Origin of the sequence: Bacillus sp. S4 (assembly GCF_040838205.1) — a bacterium.
In the GTDB taxonomy this organism is placed as follows: domain Bacteria; phylum Bacillota; class Bacilli; order Bacillales; family Bacillaceae_G; genus Bacillus_A; species Bacillus_A cereus_U.
In genome coordinates, this window is the sequence record NZ_JBFPJI010000205.1 from 1 (window position 1) to 6,008 (window position 6,008).

Below are 6,008 nucleotides of genomic sequence, written 5' to 3' on the forward strand. Positions count from 1 at the left end.
CATGAATATATGTAGAGTACATCACGTTGCAATTATTTGTTCAAATTATGAAGTGTCAAAGGATTTTTATACACGAATATTAGGTTTCAAAGTGAAGAATGAAGTATATAGAAAGGAACGAAATTCGTATAAGTTAGATTTATGTGTAGGAGGAGAGTATCAAATTGAATTATTTTCATTTCCAAGTCCGCCTGATCGCGCAAGCTTTCCAGAGGCTGCTGGACTTAGACATTTAGCTTTTGCGGTTACTGATATAGAAGAAGCTGTTAAACATTTAAACCGATGCGATGTTGAGACGGAATTGATACGTGTTGATGAGATAACGGGAAAAAAATTCGTCTTTTTCCAAGATCCTGACGGTTTGCCATTAGAATTGTATGAGGGCTGAAAATTGGTGAATTTTATATAGGGTTGCTTTCAAGTAAATGAAGAAACTAAAGTGAAACTTCTTTATTTAAAGGAGGTGTAACTTTAGCTAAGAAAAGCTAAAGGACATATGTGGATATTTTAAAATTATTGATGGTAGCTGTTCTTATTGCGCTAACAGGTTTCTTTGTAGCTGTAGAGTTTGCAATTATAAAGGTGCGTAGCAGTCGTATCGATCAACTTGTTAGTGAAAAAAGACGAGGCGCATTGGCAGCTAAAAAAGTAACTTCAAATTTAGATGAGTATTTATCGGCATGTCAGTTAGGAATTACGATTACTGCTTTAGGGCTCGGGTGGTTAGGAGAACCGACGATTAAACATTTACTCGAACCGCTGTTTTTAAAATTGGATTTATCTCCTGCAATTGCAAGTACAGTTTCATTTATTATTGCATTTGCAGTTATTACGTTTTTACATGTTGTAATTGGTGAACTCGCTCCAAAGACTTTTGCAATCCAAAAAGCAGAGCAAGTTAGCTTATTATTATCAAAGCCCATTATTTATTTTTACCGAGTTATGTATCCATTTATTTGGGCTTTAAATGGCTCTGCGCGATTTGTGACAGGCTTATTTGGTTTACATCCGGCTTCTGAACATGAAGTTGCGCATTCTGAGGAGGAACTAAGATTAATCTTGTCTGAGAGTTATGAAAGTGGCGAGATTAATCAAACTGAATTTAAATATGTAAATAACATCTTTGAATTTGATAACAGGGTAGCAAAGGAAATCATGGTACCTCGTACTGAAGTTGTTGGTTTATATGAAGATGAGCCTTTTGAGACACATATTAAAGTAATCGCACAAGAAAAATATACGAGATATCCAGTATTTGGTGAAGATAAAGATGAAATTATTGGGATGGTTAATGTAAAGGACTTATTTATTCGTTATATGGATGGTAATCGAGATGAAGAGTGTTCGATTACACCATATACACGTCCAGTTATTGAAGTGTTAGAAAATATCGCAATCCATGATTTATTATTGCAAATGCAAAGAAGGCGCATTCCATTAGCTGTATTATATGATGAATATGGTGGCACAGCAGGGATTGTTACATTGGAAGATATTTTAGAAGAAATTGTTGGAGAAATCCGAGATGAATACGATGAAGATGAGCATCCACCTATAGAACATATAAGTGAAGTGTGTAAAATTGTAGAGGGGAAAGTGCTTATTAGCGAAGTAAATGATTTATTTGGCATACATTTGGTCGCTGATGATGTTGATACAATTGGTGGTTGGATTATGGTACAAAAGCAAATCGTTGCTGAGGGGGATATTATTGAGAAACACGGCTTTTCTTTTAAAGTTCTTGAAAAGGATATGCATCAAATTAAGCGAGTTGAAATAAAGAAAGTAGAAGAATGAATGGATTTTCTATTATATAAACTTTAATAAAAAGTATATATAGAAAAATAAATGTTTGCGCTTTCAAAAAGGCTGCTATATAGTGAAGGTGGATACTGAAGAATTCTTTTAATGATACTCGTATTTTATAGGGCGAATTCTTTAGATAAGGATTTAGAATGAAAAGTATAGGTGATGAAAAATGATAGCAACGAAGGATATACGTATAGAAAAAGATTTTTTAGGTGAAAAAGAAGTACCGAGTGTAGCTTATTATGGTGTACAAACATTACGTGCCGTAGAAAACTTTCCTATTACAGGATACCGCATTCATCCGTCACTCATTACGGCAATGGCAATTGTAAAGAAAGCGGCAGCGCTTGCGAATATAGATACAGGTTACTTAGCTAAAGATATCGGGCAAGAAATTGCAGAAGCGGCACAAGAGATTATGGATGGAAAGTTCCATGATCAATTTATTGTAGACCCAATTCAGGGCGGAGCAGGTACTTCAATTAATATGAATACTAATGAAGTAATTGCTAATAGAGCGTTAGAACGTATGGGATACGAAAAAGGTGAATATGCGAAAATTAGTCCAAACACTCATGTGAACATGGCCCAATCAACAAACGATGCGTTCCCAACTGGGATTCATATTGCAACTCTTATGATGCTAGAAGAACTTCTTGTTACAATGGAAGAACTTCACTCTGCTTTTCATGATAAAGCAAAAGAGTTTGATCACGTTATTAAAATGGGGCGTACACATTTGCAAGATGCAGTTCCAATTCGCCTTGGGCAAGAATTCGAAGCATATAGCAGAGTGCTAGAGCGTGATATAAAAAGAATTAAACAGTCTCGTCAACATTTATACGAAGTTAATATGGGTGCGACAGCTGTCGGTACGGGATTAAATGCAAACCCTACTTATATAGAACAAGTTGTGAAGCATTTACGAACTTTTAGTGGTTTCCCTCTTGTTGGTGCAGAGCACTTAGTTGATGCGACGCAAAACACAGATGCGTATACAGAAGTATCTGCAGCACTAAAAGTATGTATGATGAATATGTCTAAAATTGCAAATGACCTTCGTATTATGGCGTCTGGTCCACGTGTTGGATTGGCGGAAATCCAATTACCAGCTCGTCAACCAGGTTCATCTATTATGCCGGGTAAAGTAAATCCAGTTATGGCAGAAGTAATTAACCAAGTTGCTTTCCAAGTAATTGGAAATGACCATACCATTTGCTTAGCGTCAGAAGCTGGACAATTAGAGTTAAATGTAATGGAGCCGGTATTAGTATTTAATTTAATTCAATCCATCAGTATTATGAACAATGGATTCCGTGTATTCCGTGAATATTGTATTAAAGGAATTACAGCGAATGAAGAGTTGCTTAAGCAATATGTTGAAAAAAGTGTTGGAGTTATTACAGCAGTGAACCCTCATATTGGTTATGAAGCAGCTTCTCGCATTGCACGTGAAGCAATTGCGACAGGAAAATCTGTTAGGGAGCTATGTTTAGAACATGGTGTACTTACAGCAGAAGAGCTTGATATTATTTTGGATCCATACGAAATGACGCATCCTGAAATTGCTGGTGCTTCTTTATTAAAGAATAAAAAAATGTAATGTAAAAAGCACCGATCCATTTGGATCGGTGCTTTTTTTTAGAAGATATTAAATACAGCGTTTAATTGAAGTAAGCTAATAACAGCTAAGAAGATTAAACTGTATTTCATTGCTGTTTTAAATAAGGCAGATTCTTGACCAACTAGTCCAACTGCTGCACAAGCAACTGCTACAGATTGTGGTGAAACCATTTTTGCCATTGTACCACCTACTACGTTTAATGCAACGAGTGTAGAAGGAACGATGTTTAATTGATCTGCAGTTACTGCTTGAAGTGGTGCGAATAATGAACCACTTGATACTACTGATCCTGTAATGAATACGCCAATCCATCCTAAGATTGGAGAAAGAACTGGGAATGCATTACCAGTAGAAGAGAATGCAAGTCCAAGTGTAGATGACATACCAGAGTAGTTCTCTACGTAAGCTAAAGCGATAACGCTACAAATTGTATATACTGGAGCTTTTAGTTCTTTCATTGTTTCAATCATTAGTTCTTTAACCATTTTACCTTTTACGCGGTAAACGATAAGTGAAACGATAATTGCTAGTACGATCGCAGTAGTTGTAGAAGAGAATACATCGAATTTGAAAATCGCTGCGAAAGGTGTATCAGCTTTTGTAATTGGTGCAGTTTTCATAACCGCATTATGAAGACCAGGGAACTGAATGTTAAATACTAAGTTTGCCAATGGACCATCCGGAGCAAATAAAGCTTTAATCGGTTTTAAATTAAAGATTGTTACGAATGCAGTTAAGAATACGAATGGAGACCAAGCATATAAAATTTGATTGAATGTATGAGATTCTTTTTCTTCTTGTTTTTCTTCTTTAGCAGAAGATTTTGGCTGCCAAACACGTAAGAATAATGCAAGAGAGACCATACTTACAACGGCTGCGAAAATATTAGTAAGTTCTGCACCTAAGAAGTAAGTTACAAGGAACTGAGTAATGGCGAAAGAGACACCACTTACAAGAATACCTTGCCAAGTTTCTTTAATACCTTTAATTCCATCGACCATTGAAACAAGTAAGAAAGGTAAAATAATGCTAATGAATGGTAAAATATGAACAGTTTGACGACCTATAGTTAATGCGTCTAATTGAGTTAATTGTGCAGGTACTGTAACTGGGATACCCATAGCACCCATAGCACCACCAGCGATGTTAGCTACTAAACAAATACCGGCTGCTTTTAATGGATTAAAGCCCATACCTACAAGTAATGCAGCTGTAATAGCAACTGGAACCCCTAGACCAGCTGCACCTTCTAAGAAAGCACCGAAAGAATAAGCGATTAATAATACTTGTAAACGTTGATCATTTGTAATGCTTGAAATACTATCGCGAATTATGTTGAATTGCTCTGTTTTAACAGTTAATTTGTAAAGGAAAATGGCTGCGATAACGATAGTACAAATTGGATAAAATCCAGATAAAACACCGAATCCGGCAGATGCTAGAGCTACAGTTGCGGGCATTTTATAAACAAATATAGCAAGAATAATAGCGACGATCACACTATAAAGCCCAGCGATGTAACTTTTCATTTTGAGTCCCATTAAACAAATGATGAAACAGAAGATTGGAAGTGCTGCGATTAGTGCAGATAACCAAATGTTGTTTAACGGGTCATAAATTTGTGTCCAAGTACTCATAATGATGACAACTCCTATCTATTTATATGTGAAGAAATTCACATTATTTGTGAAACTATTCACAATCAACTTACATGCTTAGTATATTCTCCTTCAACACTATTGTCAACGTGAAAAAGTATAATTATTCCATAATAGTGTTAAAAGTAACATTTTGTTCATAAAGTAGACAAAAAGCGTAATCAAATTGATTTGAATACGCTTTTATAAATTATTTACATATTCTTTCATTTTTTCATATGTCATTGGTCCTACATGCTTATATTGAATGACACCGTTTGTATCGATGACAAAAGATGTTGGAATGCTGATGATTTGATATGCGGCACTTGCCTGTCCTTTCTGATCTAATAGGACGGGGAAGGTATATTTGTTTTCTTCAAGAAATTGTTTTACATTGTTCGGGTCTTTTTCAGTAGCTGTCGCATTTACAGCGACAATTTCAATCCCCATATCTTTAGTATCATGATAAAACTTTTCCATATCAGGCATTTCTATTTTGCATGGACCACACCAGCTTGCCCAAAAATTCAATATTACTTTTTTTCCTTTATAGTCTGTAAGGCGAACTTCTTGACCAGTGGTTGTTTCCAGAAGGAAATTGAGGGCAACATTGCCAACTTCAGTTCCAACTGGGGTGTTTGATTTTGAAGCTATATCTTCTTTGTTGTCTAATAGGAAGTGATCGATAATAGTCCAGCTAACCGCAATGCTAATTAACGCAATAATAAACCATTTTTTAATATTACATCATCCTCCTTACTTAAATTTCCTTTTTATCGTAACAAAGTGGTTAAATATGGTCAAATTACTTTACGATAGGTTATCAATTATAGACGATATTTTACAATATCATTACTGTACATTTCAGTAAGGTGAAAATATAACAAAAAGGCTGATAAATCAACATTTGTAAGCAAAGTATTACTATCCCTTTG

Annotated in this window: 5 protein-coding genes; 3 read left to right on the forward strand and 2 right to left on the reverse strand. The window is 35.4% G+C overall.

From position 1 onward, the window contains the following. Position 1 precedes the first annotated feature (1 nt). The 3 genes from gloA2 to aspA all read left to right on the forward strand — a co-directional run bounded on the left by gloA2 (position 2) and on the right by aspA (position 3,412). Positions 2-388 carry an SMU1112c/YaeR family gloxylase I-like metalloprotein gene (gene gloA2 / locus AB3X48_RS16330; protein ID WP_033710652.1) on the forward strand — a complete coding sequence of 129 codons (387 nt, stop codon included), beginning with the start codon at positions 2-4 and terminating at the stop codon, positions 386-388. A 110-nt stretch (positions 389-498) separates the two neighbouring features. Further along, positions 499-1,797 (forward strand): hemolysin family protein, encoded by a 1,299-nt coding sequence (locus tag AB3X48_RS16335; protein WP_016103507.1) that lies wholly within the window; start codon positions 499-501, stop codon positions 1,795-1,797. 181 nt (positions 1,798-1,978) lie between these two features. Continuing rightward, positions 1,979-3,412 carry an aspartate ammonia-lyase gene (gene aspA, locus AB3X48_RS16340; protein WP_016103508.1) on the forward strand — a complete coding sequence of 478 codons (1,434 nt, stop codon included), beginning with the start codon at positions 1,979-1,981 and terminating at the stop codon, positions 3,410-3,412. Between the two features lie 38 nt (positions 3,413-3,450). On the opposite strand, the gene AB3X48_RS16345 is transcribed toward aspA, so the two are convergent. Continuing rightward, positions 3,451-5,070 (reverse strand): lactate permease LctP family transporter, encoded by a 1,620-nt coding sequence (locus AB3X48_RS16345; protein ID WP_016103509.1) that lies wholly within the window; start codon positions 5,068-5,070, stop codon positions 3,451-3,453. A 204-nt stretch (positions 5,071-5,274) separates the two neighbouring features. Beyond that, positions 5,275-5,814: a redoxin domain-containing protein gene (locus tag AB3X48_RS16350; protein ID WP_307839164.1), complete on the reverse strand. Its 540-nt coding sequence runs from the start codon at positions 5,812-5,814 to the stop codon at positions 5,275-5,277. Positions 5,815-6,008 lie beyond the last annotated feature (194 nt).